Source organism: Dyella terrae, from assembly GCF_022394535.1.
Lineage (GTDB): Bacteria > Pseudomonadota > Gammaproteobacteria > Xanthomonadales > Rhodanobacteraceae > Dyella.
Genome location: NZ_CP089414.1, coordinates 3,555,102 through 3,577,119 on the forward strand (window position 1 = coordinate 3,555,102; position 22,018 = coordinate 3,577,119).

Consider the following 22,018-nt stretch of genomic DNA (forward strand, 5'->3'; position numbering starts at 1 on the left):
GAGGTTCCGTATGAGCACCGAAGCCGTCGCCAAACGCCTTGTGGCCATGTGTCGCCACGGTCAGTTTGAAGAAGCGCAGCACGAGTTGTATGCCAAGGACGCGGTGAGCATCGAACCCGCCGCCATGGCGAATGGCCCCTTGGGCAACGTGAGCGGTCTCGAGGCCATCCTGGAGAAGGGCAAGCGATTCCAAGCCAGCGTCGTGCAGATGCATGGCCTCGAGGTCACCGAACCGCTCATCGCCGGCAACTGGTTCAGCGTGATCATGACGATGGACGTGACGATGAAGGAGTACGGTCGCGTGACCATGACGGAGATCTGCGTCTATCACGTCAAGGACGACAAGATCGTCAGCGAGCAGTTTTTCTACGACGCTGGCGGTTAGCCACGACACAACGTCGTCGAGCGGACCAAGCCGCAGGGCGACGCGGGCGATGCAAACAAAAAGCCCCGCTTTCGCGGGGCTCCATGCAACTTGCACCAGCGTAGTGCTTAGTCGATATCGAGGAACGAGCGGAGCTGCTCCGAGCGGCTCGGATGGCGCAGCTTGCGCAGGGCCTTGGCCTCGATCTGACGGATGCGCTCGCGCGTCACGTCGAACTGCTTGCCCACTTCTTCCAGCGTGTGGTCGGTGTTCATGTCGATGCCGAAGCGCATGCGCAGCACCTTCGCTTCACGCGGGGTGAGGCCGGCGAGCACGTCGCGCACCGTTTCCATCAGGCCCGTTTCCGTGGCCGACTCGATCGGCGAGGCCGCGTTGGAGTCCTCGATGAAATCGCCCAGATGGGAATCCTCGTCGTCGCCGATCGGGGTTTCCATCGAGATCGGTTCCTTCGCGATCTTCAGCACCTTGCGGATCTTGTCCTCAGGCATATCCATTTCCTTGGCCAGCTCTTCCGGCGTCGGCTCACGGCCGAACTGCTGCAGCATCTGGCGGGAAATGCGGTTCAACTTGTTGATCGTCTCGATCATGTGCACCGGGATACGGATGGTGCGCGCCTGGTCGGCGATCGAGCGGGTAATGGCCTGGCGGATCCACCACGTGGCGTACGTGGAGAACTTGTAGCCGCGGCGGTATTCGAACTTGTCCACGGCCTTCATCAGGCCGATGTTGCCTTCCTGGATCAGGTCGAGGAACTGCAGGCCGCGGTTGGTGTACTTCTTGGCGATGGAGATGACGAGACGCAGGTTGGCCTCGACCATTTCCTTCTTCGCGCGACGGGCCTTGGCCTCGCCGATCGACATCGTGCGGTTGATTTCCTTGATGTCGGTCAGCGGCAGGAACAGCTTGCGCTCGATGGAGCCGAGCTTGTCCTGCTCGGCGTCGATCACTTCCTTGAACGGCTTGATGTTGGGCGACCACTTCTGGCGCTTGCGACCCAGCTCGTTCGCCCACTCGAGGTTGCCCTCGTTGCTCGGGAACGTCTTGAGGAACTCAGCCTTGGGCATCTTCACGTGCTTGACGAAGATGTCCATCAGCACGCGCTCGTGGTGACGGATGTCGTTGACCACGTCGCGCAGCTTGCGCACGAAGCTGTCGATCAGCGCGGACGGCAGCTTGAGCTTGAGGAACTCCTCAGCCATCTGGTCGCGCAGCTTGGTGACCTTCTTGTCGCTGATATCGGTGGCCTTGGGGGCCGCCTTCTGGAACTTGCCGTAGTAGTCGCGCAGCAGTTCCATGCGGCGCTTGACCTCTTCCGGATCGGGACCGGTCGGACCGGCTTCCTCTTCCTCGGTCGCGCCCTCTTCGGTTTCTTCTTCTTCGCCTTCGGCGGCGGCGTCATCCACCTCGGCATCGGCCGCGGCTGCCTGGGCCGCGTCGGCGGCCTCTTCCAGGTCGGCGAAGCCGGCCAGGATTTCGCTCAGGCGGCGCTTGCCATCCAGGTGCTGGTCGTATTCCTCAAGCAGCAGCTCGATGGTCAGCGGGAAGCTGGCCAAAGCGGTCTGGACCTGGCCCAGGCCTTCTTCGATGCGCTTGGCGATGGCGATTTCGCCCTCGCGGGTCAGCAGCTCGACCGTGCCCATCTCACGCATGTACATGCGGACGGGATCGGTGGTGCGACCCACTTCGGAGTCGACCGCCGAGAGCAGCGCCACGGCTTCTTCCGCGGCGGCTTCATCGTCGGTGGACGCGCCGGGCGCGTTGTCCGACAGCGGATCGGAATCCGGCGCGGCGTCGTGCACTTCAATGCCGACGCCCTTGAGCACCGCCATGATGTCTTCGATCTGCTCCGGATCGACGATGTCGTCGGGCAGGTGGTCGTTGATCTCGGCGTAGGTCAGGTAGCCCTGCTCCAGACCCTTGGAGATGAGCGCCTTGATTTCAGACTGTTGCTCAGGAGCTTTGCTATTCATACCTACCGCCGCGTATGCAGGAACCGATCAGTATACCCATGTGATGCTTTTTTGACCAGTTTTCAAGTAAGGGAACGAGGAAGATAGGTACGCAAAAATCGCGCCAAATCCGGATCTTCCGGTGATTTTGTCGAAGTTGGCCGGTATGCGCCGAGGCAAATGACGATCATGGAGTCTCCAGCCAGAAGGTGACCGGGCCGTCGTTGACCAGATGCACCTGCATATGGGCACCGAAGCGCCCGATTTCCACCCTGGGGTGCGCTGCCCGGGCCAATTCGACCAATCGATCGAACCAGCGGCGGCCTTCTTCTGGCGTCGCCGCGCTGGTGAAGCTGGGGCGCATGCCCGAGCGCGTGTCTGCCGCCAGGGTGAACTGGCTGACCAGCAGCAGCTCGCCGCCCGTGTCGGCCAGGGAACGGTTCATGCGGCCCTGCTCGTCGGCAAACACGCGGTAGCCGAGCAAGCGTTCCAGCATGCGCTTGGTGCGCGCCTCGTCGTCGCCGGGCTGCACGGCGACCAGTGCCAGCAGGCCGGGCCCGATGGCACCCACGGTGGTGTTTTCGACATCAACACGAGCGGACAGTACGCGCTGGATCAGGGCGATCATGGAATCGGTAACGGCTAAAGGGGGCGGAAGCTTAGGACCTCGCCGCCGGGGGGCGGTAGCGTTCAGAGCGGGAAACGAAAACAGGCGGCTTGTCGTTGACCCGTGAAGCCCCTCCACAGGCGGTTACACTGCGTCGCTCATGCGACCCGATATCTACCTCCTCTACCTTCTCCTGCGCCTGTTCGGATTGCTGCCCCTGCGCGCGCTGCACGCGCTCGGTGCCGGCATCGGCCGTCTTTCGCTGGCGCTACGCAGCGGTACGGCGCACACCACCTCGGTCAATCTGAAGCTGGTGCGACCATCGCTGGATGAAGGCGCGCACGCTGCCCTGCTCCGTCAGGTGATGGAAGACAGCGGCCGTTCGGCCACCGAGATCGCCAAGATCTGGGGTAACGATGCCGAGCGCGCGCTGGACATGGTGCGCGAGGTGCGTGGCGAGGCGCTGTTCGATGCCGCGCTGGCCTCCGGCAAAGGCGTGATCATCGCTGCGCCACACCTGGGCTGCTGGGAATTGCTCAATTACTGGCTGTGCCGCAAGACGTCGATGGCCATCCTGTATCGCCCGCCGCGCATCGCCGCGATCGAGGGCCTGCTGCGCAAGGCGCGCGGCGCGCTGGCGCCCGAGCAGGTACGTGCCGAGGGTGCCGGTGTGCGCACGTTGTACAAGCGGCTGGCGGCTGGCGGCACGGTAGGCATCCTGCCGGACCAGAAGCCGCGCGCCGGCGAGGGCGAGGTTGCCCCGTTCTTCGGACAGAACGCCCTGACCATGGTGCTGCTGCCCCGTTTGGCGGCACGCACGGGGGCGACGGTGCTGTTCGCGTTTGCCGAACGCTTGCCCAGAGGCGAGGGTTACCGCATCCACCTGCAGCCGGCGCCCGACGGGCTGGCCGACGCGGACTTGTCTGTGGCTTGCCGTGCGCTCAATCAGGGCGTCGAAAACTGCGTAGAACTGGCTTTTTCGCAGTACCAGTGGCACTACAAGCGCTACTCATCGGATACGTGGCGTAGCCCTTACGATTGATCTTTCAGGGCACGCGCGTTCCATCTTTGGACGTCACCACGATAGGGATCATCATGCGACTACTGCTCTTCGTCTTGCTCGCCCTCTGGTTGCCAACGGCGGTGGCCCAGAACCAGCAGCCCCCCCACTTCGCCCGACTGGCAGGCGCACTGCACGTTGCCGGGCGGTCAGGCATTCGGGCTGCGTTTCCACACCGACAGCCCGGACCCCACCAACGACGACATGCAGGTGATGCTGCTCCTCGCTGGCGGCAAACAGGTCAAGCTGGCGCTACCACCGGCCTGGTACCTACCGGTGGCGTTGACCGGTAACGCCGACAACCGATGCGACAGCATCGTGGCGACGCCAGCCGGTGAGGGGCAGGTGTTGTTGTGGCTGGCCACGGACGATCGTCCGAACTTTCCGCAGTTGACGCTGGCGCTGGTCGACCTGCGTAGCGGTCACTTGCTGGCGAAGCGCACCACGCTGGGGGCGATCAAGATCAGCGATGAAAATGCGCATCTGGTCATCCGCCACCACGACACGGGTTATGAGGTGCGCGTGGTGCGCGATGTATTGACCAACACCAACGACGACACTGCGTACAACTACACCGAAGACTGGCTGCAGGTCAGCGTTGGCGCGCAGAGCATCGATACCCACTGGCGTTAACGCCTTGGCTTCCGGGCGTCAGGACTTGTCCAGGCGCCTCAGGAAGACCGTCATTTCCTTTTCGGCTTGCTTGTCACCACGCGCCTGAGCGGCGCTGATGCCTTGGCGCCACGCGTCTGCGGCACCGCTTCGGTCATCGACGGCGAGGCAGGCCTTCCCCAACAGCTTCCAGGCGGCGGAATAGCCGGCATCGAAGGCCACGGCCTGGCGGAGCTCCGGGATCGCCGCGGCGGCATCGCCCGTGTTGAGCAGCGCGTTGCCCAGCGAAAAGCGCAGCAACGCGCCATCGCGCGGCCCGCCACACTGCGCACGCAGGTTGGCGATCAGTGCGTCGTTCATTGCAGGGCGCGGACGCGCCACTCGTCGACTTTATAGACCCGGGTTGGCTGCGTTGGCTCCGCGGGCACACGCCCGGCGCGCAGGTCGGCCAGTGATGTCGCCGGCCAGATCACCACCCAGCCAGAGCGGAACGGCTGTACCAGCAGCGCGTAGCGCAGCGAATCGTTGCTCAGTTTGTCCGGGTGCTCGACGATCAGGCCGTTGGGATGTGCCTGCGCAAACTCCTGTAGCGACTCACCCTCGAACACGCGATCGATGGAATGAGTCAGGCGACCGGCGAAGTGGAACTGCCCTTCGTAGTTGCCGAGGATGCCGATGGTGCGGTTCTCCGCATCGGCTGCGCCCAGCAACTGGGCCGACGGCTGCAGGTCGAAGTTCTGCCACATGGTCAGCGTGAACAGCGTATTGAGCGCCAGCGTGCCAACCAAGCCCGCAAAGGCCAGACGGCGCATCTCGCCGCGGCCGCGCAAGAGCAGCAGTGCGCCCAGCAACACAAACACCACGCTGAAGAAACGGCTGTAGCGCTGCGTGGTGTCGAACCACTCGCCGTGCAGATCGTTGTGCGCTACCAGCACCGGCAGCACGAACAGGAAGATGCCGAACAAAATGCCGCCCACGCCCAGTGGCCACGTTCCCAGCCATGGGTTGTTGGCGAGCGCTGGCCGTTGGTCGCGCAGCACCGCGACGGCGCCGGCCACCAGCAAAGCGGCGCCTGCGTACTCGGGCAGCGGGTAGTACAGCTGCTTCCCGCTGATGAAGGAGAACACCACCATCACCGGCACCAGCCAGCACAGCGCAAAGCGCAGTCCGGCATCGAGCGGCCGACGCAGGGTAATCAGCGCGGCCCATGCACGCGGCCAACCGCTGAAGGGGAACAGCAGCGCCGGGATCACCGGCAGGTACCACCAGAACGGGCGGGCGTGGTCGAACGCATTCACCACGCGACCGGCGGTCTGGGTGAAGAACAGGCGTTGGCGATACGCCTCGCCACCGCTGAAGCCCGCCGGCAGCGCCCACGCCAGCAGCAGTGCGCCGCCCAGCAGCAGCGCGCCCACGCCGCGCGCATACCAGCGCACGCGGTTATCGCGGGCCCAGTCATTCCACAGCGGACCCAGCAGGAACGGGAAGGCCACATGCAGGAACATCACCGGGCCCTTGGTCAGCAGGCCTGCGCCCACGCACAAGCCGAACAGCACCCAGCGCGGCTCGGCGCGTTGCGGCTTGGGTGTCAGGCACAGCAGGGCGGCCAGCACCCATACGGCCAGCATCACCTCGTACATGATCTGCAGGCCGAACAGGAACGCGTAACCCAGCGCCAACAGCATCCACGGCGCACCCTTGGCTACCCACGGACGGTTCGGAAACAGACGCTGGGCAAGCACGGACACCAGCACCAGCTGCGCACCGCCGAAGATCACCTCGAGCACACGCGGCCACACGTCGTTCACGCCGAACACAAACCAGCCAGCGTGGATCAGCCAGAAAAGCAGCGGCACCTTTTCGCTGTAAGGCGCGCCATTGATGTGTGGCACCAGCCAGTAATGATGGTTGAACATCTCCCACGCCACCGCGAGGGTGCGCGTGGAGTAAAGCGGCATGGGGCCATGCGAGAAGATCGCCAGCAGGGCGACCAGCGTCCACAGTGGCAGCCAGGGCCAGAGGGAGCGCAGGTGTTCGGAGCGGCTATAGCTGCTGGATGCCACGGGCAGTCTTCTTGATGGGATTGAGACGGATTCTATCCCGAGCCACGCCTGCTCCACGCTGACCCGGTCGTGGCCGGGGGCGGTGGTGCCTCACCAGTGGGCTGGACCCCAGTACCCGATGCGGCGGCGGAGCTTGATTTTTCGCCACAGATTCCATGGCTTACGGCGCCGATTGCGCCCGCCTGCCGCGATAAAGCCGTCGATGGCCTGCAGGATGCGCTCGCTGGAGTGGCCGTCGCGGTAGGGGTGGATGGCGTCGCCGTACTCGCGAATGGCCTGCATCAGCTCGGGCGGCCGTGCCAGGGCGCGCTCGACGGCCGGCTCGAACTGGGCGGGGTCGTCGATATCGATCAGCTGTGGGCCGGGCCGGCGGTTCTTGAACGTCACCACGGGCTTGCCGGTCAGCAAGAATTCGTTGAGTGCGGACGAGGTGTCCGAGCACATCATGTCCACCTGCGGGAACAGCTCGAGGATGTTGTCGTTCTCGGCGAACGTCAGGTACTCGTTCTGCAGCGCCTTGTACTTGGCCACCGTTTCCGGGTCCATCTTCGGATGGAAGGTGACGATCCAGCGCCAGCGGCCGTCGCGCGAAAGGCGCTTCACTTCCCCGTACAAGGTTTCCGCTGCGCTCCACGAAGGGGAGAAGGTGGAGTGGTAAAGGATGACGGGCGGCTGGCGCACCGGCGGGATCGGGCCGGTGATCTGCTTCATGAAGGGGTCGATCTTGGGGAAGCCCGTTTCCACCACGGAAAAATGCCCCACGCGGTTGGCGATCGCCTTGAACTGCGCCGTGTCGCGAGGACCCGTGGTGCAGTACAGATCAAAAAAGCCGCGGACGTAGATGTGGCGGGGCTTGCCGGCATCGAAGCCGTGGAAGGTTTCCACTTTCACGCCGGGAAAGAAGTGCGGCACTGCGTTGCTGGAGGTAATGACCGCGCGTGGCTTCCAGGCGCGGACTTCGTCCACGGTGAGCAGGCGCTCGCCTTCCTCCAGGTCCTCGGCGCCCGGGCCGTCGAAGAACCAGGCGGCCTCGTCGCCGCGTGCGCGGATGGCGTCCTGAACCGGGCGAAGAATGGCCAGTGCGTAGCGTTCGGAACCGTAAAGAAGGTAATGCTGTTTGGTCATCGATCAATGCCGTGGCGGATCAAAGCGTCCGCACCGTGTTGCACAGAGGCGGGATTGCGTCGCATTTCGTAGTAGCGCATGCGCTTGTAAGCAGCGTAGGAGGCGGAGGTTTCCGCGATCACGAACCCGCGCCACCCGTCCAGAAAGCCCAGCCGCAGGACATAGTCCTTGATGAAGGCCAGCAGATACACGAATGGCGTTTGCCACATGCGCACCGGCTTGCCCTTCTCCAGCCAGTCCCGGCATTTCAGCTCCGCATAGCGCAGCACTTTGATCTGCTTCTGGGGCAGGCTGGGGTTGTTCTCGTGGTTGAAGGCCGCCTTCAGTGTCACCGAGGGGCCGTCGAAACGCAGTGATTCGTGCACTCGCACGTCCGCCCAGCGTGCGCGGTCGCGGTGGAACAGACGGGCCATCTTCTCGCCCATCGCGGGCAGGTACCAGCGCATCGGCGCGCCCATGAAGATCGTGGCGCGGCGCAGGTAGGCGGCGCAGATATTGCTGGCCATCAGCGCGGCCAGGCGACCTTCCAGCTCGGCCGTCAATTCGGGCGACAGGTACTCATCGGCGTCCAGTGCCAGGATCCAGTCATGGGTGCATTGCGTGGTGGCGAAATTGCGCTGCGCCCCGAAGCCTAGCCAGTCCTGATGCACCACCCGTGCGCCGTGCGCCTGCGCGATGGCTACCGTGTCGTCGGTGCTGCCGCTGTCGATCACGAGTTTTTCGGTCGCGAACGGCACGCTATCGAGGCAGCGCGCGATGCTGTTGGCCTCGTTAAAGGTGATGACGACAAGGGTGAGCGGGAAGGTTTGCATCCCGTCATTCTAGTGGGTGCGGCTCAGGCGTGGCGCGACGGGGAGGCCTCCGTAACGCTAAACCAGAGCCCGTTTCGGTAAGATGCCGCAGCTGCACGCGGCACGGGGCCGCGGGCAACATCTTCCCGGGAAGCTCTCCCCGGCGTTCCCGGAAGGTGAAAAAGTCTGACCCGCCGACTGCGCATAGCGCACCGGCGATCTGCTGGAGGGCAGCATGGCAGGGCAAGGCAATCTCATACTCGGCATGGCCACCGGCTATGCCGCCAAGGACCTGCGTCCCTTCGTACAGAGCTTGGCGATGAGCGGCTTTCAGGGTCGCCTGGGGCTGTTCGTCTATCGCGGACAGGTCGCTTCGATCCGGGCCATGGCGCAGCTCCATGCGCCGGCGCTGGACCTTGATCTGATCGTGGTCGACGGCATTCGTCGTTACGCCCGGTTCTGGCGGTCGTGCTTCAAGCGCCTGTTCGCGATGATGCCTGCGGAGATGTCGCCGGCACTCAAGCGCAGCATGTTGCGCTTCCAGGGCATGCCGCACGTGACACGGCATTTCCATTACGACGACTACCTGCGCGCGAACCCCGGCTTCACTCAGGTGATGCTCACCGACGTGCGTGACGTGGTGTTCCAGGACGAGCCCTTCGGCCAGTTCGAAGGCGGGCTGTGCGTGGGCATGGAAAGTGACGCCCTGACTCTCGCCACCGAGACGTACGACCGCGAGTGGATCCTTGGCGCGTACGGCGAAGCCATGTTGCAGCAGATCGGCGATAGGCAGATTTCTTGCGCCGGCGTGGTCATAGGCGACGCGCAGGCGATGCGCGAGTACATCGATAAGATGCTGCTGGAGATCCTGCGATTGCCGTTCCGCATCACCAAGAACCGCAATTACGATCAGGCGCACCACAACAAATTGCTGTACTGCCATGACCTCACTGCCACCACCACCTGGTGCCAACCGCTGAGCTCGCAGATCGCCACGGTGGGTGTGATGAATTCGTCGGTGTTTCAGCTCACCGCCGACGGCGTGCTGCTCAACGAGGATGGCCGGGTCGCCCCCATCGTGCATCAGTACGACCGCCACCCTGCCCTGGTCGAAGCCTTCGCGGTCCGGTTCTCCCGCTGAAGAGGCGCAGCGGCAGCTCAGTAACTCCGCTGTTGATGCCAGCGCCAGGCTGACGCGATGATGGTGTCGATGTCCGAGTGCTCGGGTTGCCAGCCGAGCACGTCGCGCGCCCTTGCGTTGGAGGCCACCAGCACCGGCGGATCGCCAGCGCGGCGGCCCAGGATGTCGCGGGGAATGCTACGGCCCGTGACTCGTTCCGCGGCGTGGATGATCTCCTGCACGCTGAAACCGCGCTCGCTGCCAAGGTTGAAGATGTGCGCACCCTCGTTGTCTTCGAGGAATTCCAGCGCCTTCAAATGTGCTGACGCAAGATCGTCGACGTGGATGTAGTCGCGCACACAGGTGCCGTCGGGCGTGGGGTAGTCGATACCAAACACCTTCAGCCCGCTACTTTGGCCCAGCGCGGTGCGCAGCACATTGGGGATCAAATGCGATTCGGGCTCGTGCGCCTCGCCAATATCGCCGCTGGCGTCCGCGCCCGCCGCGTTGAAATAGCGGAACGTGACCGAGCGTAGGCCATACGCGTGGGCGGCATCGGCGAGCATCTGCTCCACCATGCGTTTGCTGGCGCCGTAGGGCGAGATAGGTTCGGTAGGGTGGGTTTCGTCGATCAATGGTGTGCGCGGTACTCCGTAAACGGCAGCCGTCGACGAGAACACGATGCGCGACACGCCGGCCGCCTGCATGGCCTCCAGCAGATTGAGCGTGCCTGCGACGTTCACCTGGTAATACGCGTAGGGTTTGATCGTCGATTCGGCGACCAGCGATAGCGAACACAGATGCAGCACGGCGTCGAAACGGCCGTTGGAAAATACCTCGGCCAGGCTGGCTGGGTCGGTCACATCGCCCACGATGAGCGGCGCACCCTGCACGGCAGCGCGGTGCCCGGTGGACAGATTGTCGAAAACGACCGGTTCTTGTCCGCGCCGGAGCAGTTGCCGCACCATGTGCGAGCCGATATAGCCCGCGCCGCCACACACCAGAACCCTCATGTCTTGCTCCGTCTACTCTCCGCGCGAGATCATAGACGCTGTCCTCACGTTCGCGTGAGCCGGAACGGGAACCTTTAGAACGGATTTCACGGCCTGGACGGCTTCCCGAGCCGTCTTCTACCTGAACGTCGGTCAATAATTGGGCAGATCAACCCTGTTTTTGCGCCTCGTTCGGGCGATCGTATACAGCCGGCCCCGCGGCGGCGTGCGGGACGGGTCCAATTTGATGCCAGAGAAGTATATGTCCCAGCCTAGCGTTTCCCTGATGGTCTCCACCTACAACTGGAAGGAGGCGCTGGCGTTGGTGTTGGGTAGCGTGATCGGGCAAACCCGGCTCCCCGACGAGGTGATCGTGACCGACGACGGTTCGCGCCCGGATACCGCGGACGTACTGCATCGGGTCGCCAAGGACTTTCCCGTGCCGCTGCGCCACATATGGCAGCCCGACGACGGCTTTCGCCTGGCGCGCAGCCGCAACTGCGGTATCGCCGCGGCTACCAGCGAATATCTGATCCAGGTCGACGGGGACATGATCCTGCATCGTCATTTCGTGGCCGATCATCTCGCGTTGGCGCGGCCGGGCAGTTTTCTGCAGGGCACGCGCATCCGCACCACGGATGCCGAGACCGCGCGCCTGCTGGCGGGTGGCAAACCGCGCTTCGGATGGTTCGTGAACGCTTACTTTCGCGAGGAAGGCGACCGCAGCACCTACCATTTCGGGCGCCGACACCACACCCTGCGTCTGCCTTGGCTGGCCCGTATCAAGGCGCGCGCCGGTGGCCACCCCATGGGCTGCAACGTGAGTTACTGGCGCGAGGATGTGTTGCGTGTGAATGGTTACGACGAGCGGATGCAGGGCTACGGTAGCGAAGATCTGGAAATCGACATCCGCCTGCGCAATGCCGGCCTGCGTCGTCGCCAGGTCAAGTTCGCCGCGCTTGCGCTGCACCTGGAACACCGCAGCGTGGCGCCGCCCGATCCCAGCGATCCCGATCTTCCCAACAACAAGTTGCTGCATGCCAGCCGGGATGCACGGTTGATTCGCACCGAGTACGGCGTGGATACCCATTTGGCTAGCTTCATAGAGCCGCCAAAGGACCTGCGCAAGCTGGCGGTGGCTGCGGAATGAGGCCGGTGGGACATAAGCAGGACGGACACCTCGCAGGCACACCCATCGACGCGCATCCGGTGCCGCGGTGGCTCAAGACCTGGGTCACCTTTGGCATGGTGTGGCTGATCATCGGCATGTCCGTGCTGCCTGCCGGTATGTCCTACAGCCCGGGCAAGATTTTCCAGTACGGACTCGGGCTCACACTCTTTCTGCCGACGCTGGTCCTGCTGATAACCCGGCCGGGTCGCTTCCTGGTGTTCTGGCGCCAGCCGATGGTGCCCTGGGTGCTATTGCTCCTGGTCTGGGGCTGCGTGTCCTTGGCCTGGAGTCACGCCACGCGTCCATTTGATGAGGCTGGCCACAACGTCAGCATCTTGTTGTTCTTGTTTGCTTGGCAGCAATGCATCGGCAGTGACGAGGAGCGATGCAAGCGCCTGCTCGTGGGGTGTGGTCTGGCTATGGCGGTTGTCGCCCTTGGCGCCATCATTGCGGACCAACCCAGTCCCGATCTGGATGGCAGGCTGGTCGGATTCGGCGCGATGTCCAATGCGAATCTCGCAGCAGGTGGCATGGGCGCGGCACTGATGTGGTTGTGGCCGTGGCGCCTCCAACATACGGCTTGGCGTGTGCTCAAGTGGCTGGCGATCGCGACGCTTGGGGCATTCATCGTGCTTACGCTCACACGCAGCGCGCTGGGAGCGCTATTCATGGCGTTGGTGGTGGTGGCGCTGAGCCAAGGCGGTCGCCGGGCCTGGTTGTATGCCGGCCTGCTCATCGCGTTGGGCGCGGCCTGTGCGGTCATCGGCGCGCATTTCCTGATGGCGCGCGGGTGGTCGGCGCGCCCCGAGATCTTCCAGGCAGCGATGCATCTGTTCGAGCAGCATCCGTTGCGTGGCATGGGTCAAGGCTCGCCATTCGAACTGCATGCCGACGGTCTGTTGTTGATGCATGCGCACAACATGTTTAGCCAGTTGGCCATCGAACTGGGCTTGCCGGGCCTGTTGCTGTGGACGGGCATCTGGCTCGTGTTGGGATGGCGCGCGTGGCGCCATCGGCACGAGACGCGGGGTTTGATCGTGCTTGGCATATGGGTGTTCGGCACAGTTATGGTGCAGTTCGATTTGCCGCATCTGCTTGATAGCCCCCGCCCTGGCTGGCTCCTCACCTGGTTGCCGCTGGCGCTGGGAATGTCGTTTGGGCGCAAGACGACGAAGGACGCGACGGACCGCTTATGAACGTCTCGCTGATCATCCTTACCTACAACTGGCCCGGTGCATTGGAAGGCATGTTGCGCAGCGTTGCCGCGCAAACCTGTCTGCCATACGAGGTCGTGGTGGCGGATGACGGTTCGACGGCAGAAACCGCCGCGCTGATACAGCGCATGGCGGCTACGTATCCCGTGCCGTTGCGCCACGTATGGCAGGAAGACCAAGGCTTCCGCGCCGCGCGTGCGCGCAATCGCGGCATCGCGGCGAGTCGCGGCGACTACGTAATCCTGCTCGATGGCGACATGCTGGTGCATCCGGATTTCATCGCGGACCACCTCATGCTGGCCGAGCGCGGGTTCTTCTTGCAGGGTGGCCGCATCAAGGCAACGCCCGAGGAATCACAGCGCTTGCTGGGCGGCGGGGAACCTGTATTTGCCCCGTGGTCCACCGCCAACTTCGATGAATTCGACGGCACGCGCCGGCTCTATGCATTTCGCGCACCCCCATTGGCGCGCTGGAAAGCGCGTTCGCGCAATGGCGGCCGCGTGATGAGCTGCAACATGAGCTTCTGGCGCGACGACCTGCTGCGCGTGAACGGCTTCGACGAGCGCATGGAAGGCTATGGCGCCGAGGACCGCGAGCTGGCAGCGCGATTGGAAAACGCCGGCCTGAAACGCCGTCCACTCAAATGGGCTGCGCTCGCCGTGCACCTGTGGCACAACTCGCGGTCGCCGCCCGACGTGGATGACATGAGCTTGCCGAACAATCGCCTGTTCCACGCGACGCGCACGCAAGGCATCACCTGGTGCGAACGTGGTATCGACCAGCACGCCGATCTACTCGACGCCGCTGACGCCGCATGAAGCTGCTCTACACGAACTTCCATGGCGGCGACGGCGGTGGTCACACCACGTACATCCGAGAGCTAGCAGCCGCGTTGGCGTCGCGCCACGAGGTACACGTGGCCGCGCCGCCCGGCAGCCGTCTCAACCGCGAGGCACACGCCTTGCCCGGCGTGTTCGTATTGGACCAGCCGTTTCCCAACGGTTTGAATAAATGGAAGGCAAGGCGTCGTGCGCGTGCACAGCTCGCCGCCTATCTGCGCAAGCAGAACTTCGACATCGTTCACGTCAACGGCTCGGCCGATCATCGTCTGGTGTTATCGGCGATGCCGGCGAAGCGTCCTGCGCTAGTTTGGACCAAACACAACTCCAAACCTGTTCGCGGTATCGGCAACGCAATGCGCGCGCGACGCACGGATTTGGTTATCGCCGTGTGCGAATACACGCGGCGGGAGTTGCTTCACACCGCCTATCGCCACTGCCGCGTAGAGACGGTCTACAACGGTGTAGACATCGAGCGCTGGTCACCGTGGCCTAGCGAGGCGGTAACGGCGGAGCGCGCCCGCTGGAACGGAGGCGACGACAGCCTGTTCCTGCTCGGTAGCAACGCGGGAACCGCCAGCTACAAAGGCTGGATGGATCTGATGGAAGCACTGCCCTTGCTTTCTGATGATGTACGCAGCCATGTGCGCGTACTCATCGCTGGCGTGCCGCCGAAAGTGGCGGAGCTGGAGCGTGTGGCAGAACTAGGACTTGCCGGGCAAGTAGTGTTTCCCGGCGTGCTGGCCGATGCGCGCGGTATGGTGGCGTCGCTTGATGCGGGCTTCGTGCTCTCGTACGACGTGGAAACGATTTCGTTTGCATGCCGCGAGATGATGGCGATGGGCAAGCCTGTTCTGCTGACGAACTATGCAGGGCTTCCTGAGAATATCGATGAAGGGAAGGATGGGTGGCTGGTGCCGATGCGGGATCGCGAGGCGATCGCTGCGGCCGTCAAGCGGTTGGTCGCCCAGCGTGACGCGTTGCCAGCGATGGGTGTGGCAGCGCGAGAGCATGCAGAGCGGGAGTTTGGTTTGCCGTTGTTTGTCGGGCGGACCGAAGACGCTTATGAGCGGCTTTTGGCTTCGAAGTAGCCGATAACTTGGCTCGCCGAGTATTGCGATGGCGTTGCTGTAGCCAGCTTTTGCTCCCACTCCCCTTTGGGGAGTGGGTTGGGGTGAGGGGTCAATCTGGCCTTATCGTTTCTTCTAAGCCGTCATCCCTGCGAAGGCAGGGATCCAGTAGCCGTGGGTATGGTTATCGCCTCATGCCTTATCGCGACCTGGCCGCTTACGCAGCGGGCGTTTCGATCGTCTGCCGACGCTCGAGTCACTTTTCTTTGTTGGCCCAAAGAAAAGTAACCCAAAGAAATGGCCTGACAGGCCAACGCTCGCAGCATGCCGATGAGAAAAGCCCGAACGGGTGAGGCACGTTGTAGCTTGGAACCTTCGCCGCTACACAGCGGGTACTTCCAGGCGCTTCTCAACGCGCCGATGCGGAGAGGACTTAAAGCAGGCTTCGCTACGCTTCCCGATCGCAGAGGCTAGGGAAAGAGGACGCTACGCTTCCCAACCGTTGTGGAGAACTCGCCACGTACCGGCATCGATCGTCTGCCTTAGCTTTGTGTACTTGGAGCAGGAGCAACGCGACCTGCGAGTGCGATGCGCAGCTCAGCTGCACGGGCCTTCGGCTTCGCGCTTTTGACCTTCGGGCCCCCTGTGCGGCGGTGAGGGGTGGACGAAAAGGCCCGCAGGGGGGATCGGCAAGGATGCCGATTCCTTTTCGCCAGGGCAGGAGGCCCTGTCGAAAAGCCCGGCCACCCCTCACGAACTGGCCGGCTTCACCGGCCAGCGCCAAGTGGGGGTGCCCTTTCTTTGGGTTACTTTTCTTCGGCAAGCAAAGAAAAGTGACTCGGCCTTCGGTAGAAGGTCGAAACGCCCGCCGCGTAGGCGGCCAGATAGCCGCCACGCGACAACCAAGCGATACCGCTACTGGATCCCGGCCTACGCCGGGATGACGACTAAAGATGAAACGGTAAGGCTAAATTGCCCCCCCCCTCATTCTTCTTGCGCCGCCGCCGACACCCGATCCACATCCTCACTCGGCAAACACCCAGGAACAACCGCGTCCGCCTTGAACATCCACCACTCACGCCGGTTCGCATGACCCAAACTGATCGCCTTGCTGCGATCGACGCAATTGGCCATAACGCCATCCAGAGCGAACAACCAGCGATGCGCAGCATCTTCCGCCTGCCACTTCACTGCGGCAGCGTACTGATCGTGCCAGGGCTTGGTGAAGCCGAAATCGGTTGCGGGATGGTCGAGCATCAACAGGTTCTGCTCTTTCCACGCGATCAGGCCTAGCTGATCGCCTGCCGGCAGCCGCTCCCGCACGTCCTGCATCAAACCCGCAGCGGAGCTCGAGTCGTTGAGGATGGGATAGGCCCACAGGCTCCACACCAACCACATCGCGGCCATGCCTGCAGCAACAGCGGCGACCGCACGGCGTACGCGTAGCGTGGCGATCAGCAGCAATTGGATCGCGCCGATGGTGATGGCCATCCACCACAGCGAGTGGCCGCCATCTTCGAAACCGCGTGCGGTAGCAAACTCGGTGGCGAACTTGGGGTGAGCAACGAGTGCAGCGGCACCCACGCCCAGCATCGCCGCACCCATGACACCGATGAATACGAGGCCGGCGATGCGCAGCCAGCGCTTCTGCAGCAGCTCCCCGAGATAGGGCGCGGTCACCAGCGCCAGCATCGGCAGGGCCGGCATGATGTACACGTCGCGCTTGCCCTTGGGAATCGAGAAGAACACCAGCAACAACACGATCCAGCCAAGCGGCAGCAGGATGCGCGCATCCTTTGCCTTCAGCGCGCGCCACCATCGCGGCAGCATGCCCGGATAGGTCAGCGACAGCGGCAGCCAGGTGAACAATACGATGGGCACGTAGTACAGCGTGTTGTGGTGGTGGTCCCACGACTTGCTGTAACGCCCTGCGGTCTGATGGAACAGGATGTCGTTGACGTAGGCGGCATAGGCCGGGTCACCCGCGTGTGCTTTCGCGCCCAGCAGCATCGGCACCAGCCACAGCGACATGGCTAGCAGCAGAGCGAGCAGCCCCAGCGCCCAGCGCCACCAGGCGCCCTCGCCCATACGAGACACACCGTTCCACTGTCCGAATGCGGCAACCATATAGGGCACGAGTAGGAGTAGCGCGAGCACGCCCACGCCCTTGGTGATGATGCCGAGCCCTGCACAGAAGCAGCCGAACCAGAATGCTCGCCAGTTCGGCCCCTTCAGCATATGCACCAGCAAGCCCCAGTTCGCCGCGGTGATGTAAAACATCACCAGTGGGTCGATCTGCGCGCGTTTGGTCTGGTAGACGAACTGGAAGGTGATAAGCAACGCCGAGGCGGCGTAGATGCCCACCTGTCGACTCCACAGGCGGCGGCCCAGGTCGTACACCAGCGTCAGGCATCCGAGCGCGGCCAACAATGAGGGCAGTAGGAAGGCGAGGCGCCAGCTGCGAAGTACCGTGTAGCTAGCGGCCTCGAGCCAGAAAAGCATGGGCGGCTTGTCCGAGTACAACTCGCTGCCACGATGCGGGAACAACCAGTCACCGCTTTCCACCATCTGCTTGGCCGCGAGCGCGAAACGCGGCTCATCGGACGGCCAAGGATCGCGCAAGCCCATGCCGGCGCCGATCACGATGAGTGCGATCAGCATCAACAGCCAGAAGCGGCGGCGTTCCAGGGGTGTGGCTTCAGCAAAAACGGACATGCGTGGATTCCGAGGAAGCGGCGAGGCCGCGTCGCAAAGCATCGGGCCCGATGGCGCCGCCCTGTGCGTCACGCTTCCGCGTGTGCCGGAGGGTGGGCTCAGGCCTTCTCAAGGACGGCATAGTACATGCCGTCGAGATCGCCCTCGCCCGGCAGCACCTGCCAACCCACTGCTGCGGACTGGCCCACGGGCAGGGTGAAGGCGATGGCACGGGCATCCACCTGTGTTTTTAGCCACTCGCCGACGACGACGTCATTTTCAGCGCGCAGCATCGAGCAAGTGATGTAAATGAGTCGCCCGCCCGGTGCGAGCAATGGCCATAGCGCATCGAGGATGCGGCGTTGCAGCGCGGCAAGCGTGGCGATGTCGCTTTCGCGGCGATGCAGGCGTACATCGGGTCGCCGGCGCAGCACGCCGGTGGCGGAGCATGGGGCGTCGATCAGGATTCGGTCGAAGGGCGTGCCATCCCACCAATCGGACGGCTGGCCGGCATCGCCGATAACCAAGTTGGCCGAAAGCCCCAGTCGCTCCAGGTTCTGAGTGATGCGTTGCGCACGCCTGGCATCGAACTCCAGGGCAGTCAGCGCCACGTCGGCTCGCTCAAGCAAGTGGCAGGCCTTACCTCCGGGCGCGGCGCAGGCATCCAGCACCCGCTGCCCGTCGCGAAGCTCGGCAAGATCAGTGGCGATCTGGGCCGCGCCGTCCTGCACGGCGAACTCACCTGCGGCAAAGCCGGGCAGGCGGGTGACGTCGGTGCTGTGCGGCAGCACGATGCCATCCGCGAGCCAGTCATGCGCGTCGGCCGTATAGCCGTCCGAACGCAGGCGATCGACCAGCGACACACGCGTCGTGCGGCGTTGGTTCACGCGCAGCATCAATGGCGGTTCGACGTTGTCGGCCGCCATCACGGCGTCGGACTGCTCCGGCCAGTCGTGCGCCAGCGCCTTAGCCAGCCACGCCGGGTGGGCATGGCGCGTCTGCGGCTTGGCGTCGAGTGCTGCCAGCAGCGTTTCGCGTTCGCGCTGCCAGCGGCGCAGCACGGCGTTAACCAAACCCGCCATGCGGGGGCGCTGCATGGCGCGCGTGGCCTGCACGGTGGCGGCGACGGCGGCGTACTCAGGCAGTTTCAGGATTTCCAACTGCACCAGGCCAAGTACGAGCAAGGCATGGACCGCAGGCTCCTTCTGGCGAAGCGGCTTCTCGAGCAGGCGGTCGAGCACGGGATCAAACCGCAGCCACCAGCGCGCACCGTCGCTGAGCAGCGCCATTAGCAGCGCGCGATCGCGCGAGTCGGCCAGCTTCGGTGCGTGTCGTTCCATCGCGTCACGCAGCGAGGTTCCGCGCAAGGCGATGTCGGCAAGGGCTTGGGCGGCGAGGGCGCGGGTGTCGGTCATGAGGCAGAAGGTAGTGGATGGAGGTGCGAAGTGGCGTAGAGGCGTGCGGATGTCTACGTGTCTTCTGGCCCGCACCCTTGGGTGCGGGCCGGGAGCAACGGCATGGTCAGGCGCCGCGCGTCTTCATGGCGTTGAGGTAGTCCGCGGCGGTGATCCGCTTGCCACCGGAGCGCTGCAGTGCGGTCACGCGTAGCGCGCCCTCGCCGCAGGCGATATCGATGCCGTCGCGGCTCATGCCGAGCACGGTACCAGGGGCACCCACGCCTTCAATGGCGCGCGCTGCCCAGATGCGCAGCGTTTCCCCACCCATCTCGCCCTCGGCGACCGGCCAGGGATCGAAAGCGCGCACCTGGCGTTCCAGCTCGATGGCGGGGCGGGTGAAGTCGAGTCGCGCCTCAGCCTTGTCCAGCTTATGCGCGTAAGTCACGCCTTCCTCGGGCTGCGGCTGCGGTGCGAGGGTTTCGCCTGCCATGACGCGGGCCAGGCCCTCGGCCAGTACGTCCGCACCCAGCGCGGATAGGCGATCGTGCAAGGTACCGCCCGTATCCTCGCGGCTGATCGGCGTGCGACGTTCGAGCAGCATGGGGCCGGTATCCAGCCCGGCTTCCATTTGCATCAGGTCGACCCCGCTTTCGGTATCGCCGGCGAGGATGGCACGTTGGATCGGCGCCGCGCCGCGCCAGCGCGGCAGCAGGCTGGCATGCACGTTCCAGCAACCCAGGCGGGGAATCGCCAGTACTTTGCGAGGAAGGATCAGGCCGTAGGCCACCACCACCATCAAGTCAGGTGCATAGCTGGCCAGTGTGGCGCGGGCTTCGTCCGACTTGAGCGACTCGGGTTGCTCGACTGGGATGCCGGCAACCATGGCGGCCTGCTTCACCGGGCTGGGCGTCAGCTTGCGGCCGCGGCCAGCCGGGCGATCCGGTTGCGTGTAGACGGCCACCACCTCGGCGCCGCTGGCGCGGCAGGCTTCAAGGCAGGGAACAGAAAACTCGGGGGTGCCCGCGAAAACGACGCGGAGCTTCAAGCGCTGGCCGCCTGCTTGCGCTGTTTTTCCATGCGCTTGAGCAGCATGGAGCGCTTGAGCGGCGACAGATAGTCCACGAACACCTTGCCAGAGAGATGATCCAATTCGTGCTGGATGCACACAGCCAGCGGACCTTCGAACTCGCGCACGACTTCGTTGCCGTTGACGTCGTTCGCCTTGACCTTCACCTTGAGGGCGCGGGTGACGTCTGCATAGATGCCGGGGAACGACAGGCAGCCTTCCTGGTAAACCTGTGCGCCATCTTTCTCGAGGATCTGCGCATTGATCAGAGCGATGGGCTGATTGCGCTCGTCGCTCATGTCGGCCACCAGCACCTGCTGGTGCACATTGACCTGCGTGGCGGCCAGACCGACACCATTGGCGTCATACATCGTCTCGAACATGTCGGCCACGAACTGCTTGAGCTCGGCGTCGAACACGCGCACGGGTTCGGCCTTGGTGCGCAAGCGAGGATCGGGAAATTCGATAATGGTCAGGATGGACATAAGCTTTTACCTTGGCGCCAAAAGTGCGGGCGAATCGGTGAAAACCAAGCCCCGGCGCGATCTAGAATGGCCCTTATTGTACGCCGCCAAGCCCGTGTCTGGCATGCTGTTTTGCCAACTGGTCACGGTTGCGTGAACAAGTTGTTCGGTTACACTCGCCCGAGCGTCGGGGGGATGGGGGATTCCCGTTTATGATCAGAAAGTCCATTGGGCTGCTGGCCGGCATGCTGGTCACGGTGGCTGTTTACGCTGCGGGCGCGCAATTGCGTGCCGATCATCCCGATACCTATACGGTAAGAAAGGGCGACACGCTCTGGGCGATTTCCGCGCGTTTTCTTTCCAAGCCGTGGCTGTGGCCGGAAATCTGGCAAGCCAATCCGCAGGTACAGAACCCGCATCTCATCTATCCAGGTGACGTGCTCAATCTTTCGTTTGCCAATGGGCCGCGCCTGGGCCTGCAGCCGCGCGTGCGTGCCGAGGGCGATGCGGTGCCGGCCATTCCGCTGGATCAGCTGCAGACGTTCCTGAAGGAAATGCGCGTCCTCAATTCCAATGAGGTGAAGTCGCTACCGTATGTGGTCGGCTTCGAGGAAGCTGACTTGCGCGGCACCGTGGGCAAGAACGTCTACGTGCGCAATCTCTCAGCCGAGCCCGGTCAGCGTTTTGCGATCGTGCGTCCCACCCAGACCTTCCGCGACTTCGATGCCAAGAAGGGTCGTGACAACGGTTCGGACTTGGTGGCCCACCCGATCGACAGCAACGTGTCGGTGGTCCGCACGCCGTGGAAGGAAGATTTCCGCGCCGATGGCCACTATGGCCATGGCGAGGACATCGGGACCGAGGTCACTGTGATCGGCCGCGCCGAGGTGCTGCGTACCGGCGATCCGACCACGCTGCTCTTGCTCGACTCCACCATGGAGATCAACAAGGGCGACCGTCTGCTGCCGATCGACGACAAGCCGTATGACGCCTACTACTACCCGCACGCACCCAAGTCACTGCCGAACAACGGCCGTGTCATTGCGTTCGCGGACGCCTATGACGCGGTGGGTCCGCATCAGGTGGTGGCGCTGAACATTGGTGCGCAGGATGGCGTGGACAATGGCCAGACCTATTCGATCTATCAGCCGGGCGAAACCATTGCGGACGACGTTGCCAGCGACAGCTGGGATCGCGGCACCGGCAAGCAGGTCACGCTGCCGCAGGAGTTCGTGGGCCACGTGATGGTGTTCCGCACGTTCGACCGGGTCAGCTACGGTTTGATCATGGACGGCCTGCGCCCAGTCCACAAACACGACAAGCTCGAGTTGCCGGAATAAGGCGCGAGCGGCACGGGACGACAGAACGGCGCGGCCAACCCCGCGCCGTTTTTTTGGGA

Annotated in this window: 20 protein-coding genes; 9 read left to right on the top strand and 11 right to left on the bottom strand. The window is 63.8% G+C overall.

Features of this window, described 5'->3' with window-relative positions:
• Positions 1-10: 10 nt before the first annotated feature.
• Entirely contained in the window at positions 11-385 is a 375-nt protein-coding gene (locus DYST_RS15535; protein WP_239946528.1) for a nuclear transport factor 2 family protein, read from the top strand.
• A 107-nt stretch (positions 386-492) separates the two neighbouring features.
• Here DYST_RS15535 and rpoD read toward each other — a convergent pair whose 3' ends face one another.
• Positions 493-2,355 (bottom strand): RNA polymerase sigma factor RpoD, encoded by a 1,863-nt coding sequence (rpoD, locus tag DYST_RS15540; protein WP_102301646.1) that lies wholly within the window; start codon positions 2,353-2,355, stop codon positions 493-495.
• A 166-nt stretch (positions 2,356-2,521) separates the two neighbouring features.
• Positions 2,522-2,962: a D-aminoacyl-tRNA deacylase gene (dtd, locus tag DYST_RS15545; protein ID WP_239946529.1), complete on the bottom strand. Its 441-nt coding sequence runs from the start codon at positions 2,960-2,962 to the stop codon at positions 2,522-2,524.
• Between the two features lie 139 nt (positions 2,963-3,101).
• Between dtd and DYST_RS15550 the strand changes: the two genes are divergently transcribed.
• Positions 3,102-3,983 carry a lipid A biosynthesis acyltransferase gene (locus tag DYST_RS15550; RefSeq protein ID WP_239946530.1) on the top strand — a complete coding sequence of 294 codons (882 nt, stop codon included), beginning with the start codon at positions 3,102-3,104 and terminating at the stop codon, positions 3,981-3,983.
• Positions 3,984-4,139: 156 nt separating this feature from the next.
• Positions 4,140-4,634 carry a hypothetical protein gene (locus DYST_RS15555; RefSeq protein WP_239946531.1) on the top strand — a complete coding sequence of 165 codons (495 nt, stop codon included), beginning with the start codon at positions 4,140-4,142 and terminating at the stop codon, positions 4,632-4,634.
• Positions 4,635-4,652: 18 nt separating this feature from the next.
• Here DYST_RS15555 and DYST_RS15560 read toward each other — a convergent pair whose 3' ends face one another.
• The 4 genes from DYST_RS15560 to DYST_RS15575 all read right to left on the bottom strand — a co-directional run bounded on the left by DYST_RS15560 (position 4,653) and on the right by DYST_RS15575 (position 8,613).
• Entirely contained in the window at positions 4,653-4,973 is a 321-nt protein-coding gene (locus tag DYST_RS15560; protein WP_239946532.1) for a hypothetical protein, read from the bottom strand.
• A complete protein-coding gene (locus tag DYST_RS15565) occupies positions 4,970-6,676 on the bottom strand; it encodes an ArnT family glycosyltransferase (protein ID WP_239946533.1) in 1,707 nt (568 codons plus the stop codon). Before DYST_RS15565 ends, DYST_RS15560 begins: the two co-directional genes overlap by 4 nt.
• A 90-nt stretch (positions 6,677-6,766) precedes the next feature.
• Positions 6,767-7,801 carry a CDP-glycerol glycerophosphotransferase family protein gene (locus tag DYST_RS15570; RefSeq protein WP_239946534.1) on the bottom strand — a complete coding sequence of 345 codons (1,035 nt, stop codon included), beginning with the start codon at positions 7,799-7,801 and terminating at the stop codon, positions 6,767-6,769.
• A complete protein-coding gene (locus DYST_RS15575) occupies positions 7,798-8,613 on the bottom strand; it encodes a glycosyltransferase family 2 protein (protein WP_102301653.1) in 816 nt (271 codons plus the stop codon). Before DYST_RS15575 ends, DYST_RS15570 begins: the two co-directional genes overlap by 4 nt.
• 214 nt (positions 8,614-8,827) lie before the next feature.
• Between DYST_RS15575 and DYST_RS15580 the strand changes: the two genes are divergently transcribed.
• On the top strand, positions 8,828-9,733 hold the full coding sequence (locus DYST_RS15580; RefSeq protein WP_102301654.1) for a hypothetical protein: 906 nt from the start codon (positions 8,828-8,830) through the stop codon (positions 9,731-9,733).
• 17 nt (positions 9,734-9,750) lie between these two features.
• On the opposite strand, the gene galE is transcribed toward DYST_RS15580, so the two are convergent.
• Positions 9,751-10,725, bottom strand: coding sequence for a UDP-glucose 4-epimerase GalE (gene galE, locus DYST_RS15585; RefSeq protein ID WP_239946535.1), 975 nt, complete (start codon positions 10,723-10,725; stop codon positions 9,751-9,753).
• A 241-nt stretch (positions 10,726-10,966) separates the two neighbouring features.
• Here galE and DYST_RS15590 point away from each other — a divergent pair, with 241 nt between their 5' ends.
• From DYST_RS15590 to DYST_RS15605, 4 genes are read left to right on the top strand one after another with little or no spacing between them, the layout of a single operon-like run.
• Positions 10,967-11,854 (top strand): glycosyltransferase family 2 protein, encoded by an 888-nt coding sequence (locus DYST_RS15590; protein ID WP_239946536.1) that lies wholly within the window; start codon positions 10,967-10,969, stop codon positions 11,852-11,854.
• Positions 11,855-11,859: 5 nt separating this feature from the next.
• Positions 11,860-13,071, top strand: a complete 1,212-nt coding sequence (locus DYST_RS15595) for an O-antigen ligase family protein (RefSeq protein WP_239946537.1) — start codon at positions 11,860-11,862, stop codon at positions 13,069-13,071.
• On the top strand, positions 13,068-13,907 hold the full coding sequence (locus tag DYST_RS15600; protein ID WP_239946538.1) for a glycosyltransferase family 2 protein: 840 nt from the start codon (positions 13,068-13,070) through the stop codon (positions 13,905-13,907). The genes DYST_RS15595 and DYST_RS15600 overlap by 4 nt, the downstream gene beginning before the upstream one ends.
• The gene (locus DYST_RS15605; RefSeq protein WP_239946539.1) at positions 13,904-15,019 is read left to right on the top strand and encodes a glycosyltransferase family 4 protein; all 1,116 of its coding nucleotides are present in this window, start codon (positions 13,904-13,906) and stop codon (positions 15,017-15,019) included. The genes DYST_RS15600 and DYST_RS15605 overlap by 4 nt, the downstream gene beginning before the upstream one ends.
• A gap of 963 nt (positions 15,020-15,982) precedes the next feature.
• Here the strand turns inward: DYST_RS15605 and DYST_RS15610 are convergent.
• The 4 genes from DYST_RS15610 to def form a co-directional block, all read right to left on the bottom strand.
• Positions 15,983-17,713: an ArnT family glycosyltransferase gene (locus tag DYST_RS15610; protein WP_239946540.1), complete on the bottom strand. Its 1,731-nt coding sequence runs from the start codon at positions 17,711-17,713 to the stop codon at positions 15,983-15,985.
• Positions 17,714-17,811: 98 nt separating this feature from the next.
• Positions 17,812-19,107, bottom strand: a complete 1,296-nt coding sequence (gene rsmB / locus DYST_RS15615; RefSeq protein ID WP_239946541.1) for a 16S rRNA (cytosine(967)-C(5))-methyltransferase RsmB — start codon at positions 19,105-19,107, stop codon at positions 17,812-17,814.
• A 106-nt stretch (positions 19,108-19,213) separates the two neighbouring features.
• Entirely contained in the window at positions 19,214-20,134 is a 921-nt protein-coding gene (gene fmt, locus DYST_RS15620; RefSeq protein ID WP_239946542.1) for a methionyl-tRNA formyltransferase, read from the bottom strand.
• On the bottom strand, positions 20,131-20,640 hold the full coding sequence (def, locus tag DYST_RS15625; protein WP_239946543.1) for a peptide deformylase: 510 nt from the start codon (positions 20,638-20,640) through the stop codon (positions 20,131-20,133). Before def ends, fmt begins: the two co-directional genes overlap by 4 nt.
• Before the next feature lie 191 nt (positions 20,641-20,831).
• Between def and DYST_RS15630 the strand changes: the two genes are divergently transcribed.
• On the top strand, positions 20,832-21,959 hold the full coding sequence (locus DYST_RS15630; protein WP_102301664.1) for a LysM peptidoglycan-binding domain-containing protein: 1,128 nt from the start codon (positions 20,832-20,834) through the stop codon (positions 21,957-21,959).
• Positions 21,960-22,018 lie beyond the last annotated feature (59 nt).

Bases quoted from the DNA above. Each gene is read 5' to 3' on its own strand.
- rpoD (WP_102301646.1), bottom strand. From the start codon at position 2,355: ATGAATAGCAAAGCTCCTGAGCAACAGTCTGAAATCAAGGCGCTCATC.
- DYST_RS15575 (WP_102301653.1), bottom strand. From the start codon at position 8,613: ATGCAAACCTTCCCGCTCACCCTTGTCGTCATCACCTTTAACGAGGCC.
- DYST_RS15550 (WP_239946530.1), top strand. From the start codon at position 3,102: ATGCGACCCGATATCTACCTCCTCTACCTTCTCCTGCGCCTGTTCGGA.
- def (WP_239946543.1), bottom strand. From the start codon at position 20,640: ATGTCCATCCTGACCATTATCGAATTTCCCGATCCTCGCTTGCGCACC.
- DYST_RS15610 (WP_239946540.1), bottom strand. From the start codon at position 17,713: ATGTCCGTTTTTGCTGAAGCCACACCCCTGGAACGCCGCCGCTTCTGG.
- DYST_RS15570 (WP_239946534.1), bottom strand. From the start codon at position 7,801: ATGACCAAACAGCATTACCTTCTTTACGGTTCCGAACGCTACGCACTG.
- DYST_RS15535 (WP_239946528.1), top strand. From the start codon at position 11: ATGAGCACCGAAGCCGTCGCCAAACGCCTTGTGGCCATGTGTCGCCAC.
- DYST_RS15630 (WP_102301664.1), top strand. From the start codon at position 20,832: ATGATCAGAAAGTCCATTGGGCTGCTGGCCGGCATGCTGGTCACGGTG.
- dtd (WP_239946529.1), bottom strand. From the start codon at position 2,962: ATGATCGCCCTGATCCAGCGCGTACTGTCCGCTCGTGTTGATGTCGAA.
- DYST_RS15590 (WP_239946536.1), top strand. From the start codon at position 10,967: ATGTCCCAGCCTAGCGTTTCCCTGATGGTCTCCACCTACAACTGGAAG.
- rsmB (WP_239946541.1), bottom strand. From the start codon at position 19,107: ATGACCGACACCCGCGCCCTCGCCGCCCAAGCCCTTGCCGACATCGCC.
- DYST_RS15580 (WP_102301654.1), top strand. From the start codon at position 8,828: ATGGCAGGGCAAGGCAATCTCATACTCGGCATGGCCACCGGCTATGCC.
- DYST_RS15560 (WP_239946532.1), bottom strand. From the start codon at position 4,973: ATGAACGACGCACTGATCGCCAACCTGCGTGCGCAGTGTGGCGGGCCG.
- galE (WP_239946535.1), bottom strand. From the start codon at position 10,725: ATGAGGGTTCTGGTGTGTGGCGGCGCGGGCTATATCGGCTCGCACATG.
- DYST_RS15600 (WP_239946538.1), top strand. From the start codon at position 13,068: ATGAACGTCTCGCTGATCATCCTTACCTACAACTGGCCCGGTGCATTG.
- DYST_RS15605 (WP_239946539.1), top strand. From the start codon at position 13,904: ATGAAGCTGCTCTACACGAACTTCCATGGCGGCGACGGCGGTGGTCAC.